General features: G+C 32.4%; 1 protein-coding gene. It reads right to left on the minus strand.

The annotated features are described in order from the left end of the window. Positions 1–158: 158 nt before the first annotated feature. Positions 159–374: hypothetical protein (locus SB822_RS55360; RefSeq protein ID WP_410858878.1), on the minus strand; the 216-nt coding region annotated here is incomplete at its 5' end.

Here is a 374-nt window from a genome sequence, read left to right on the forward strand (position 1 = left end):
CTAAGAAAGCATCGAGTTTAGATTGAGAGACTAAATAAAATAACCTCTCAAATGTAGTTTTTATATCTAAATCCAAACTGTTCATTATCGTTTCACCATTAAACATGTTTTCTGCCAGGTAGTCTATATTCTCATTGATTAAATCATCGATTAGCCACTTATACATTACTGACTTCTTTTTTAATATATTCATAGCAATTACGACATTTATATCTTGTCTTGTCCCATGACCATGAATCAACTAGGTAGGTATCTTCATGGGGGCATACAGCGTTTAATTTCTTTCTGATCTCATTTTTTACCGTCCCTAGCCGACTTATCTCTTTCTCAATGGCTGTTAGTTCATTTTTTAGTTCTTCATGAGTTTTAATTTG

Origin of the sequence: Paraburkholderia sp. SIMBA_054 (assembly GCF_046534875.1) — a bacterium.
Classification (GTDB): domain Bacteria; phylum Pseudomonadota; class Gammaproteobacteria; order Burkholderiales; family Burkholderiaceae; genus Paraburkholderia; species Paraburkholderia hospita.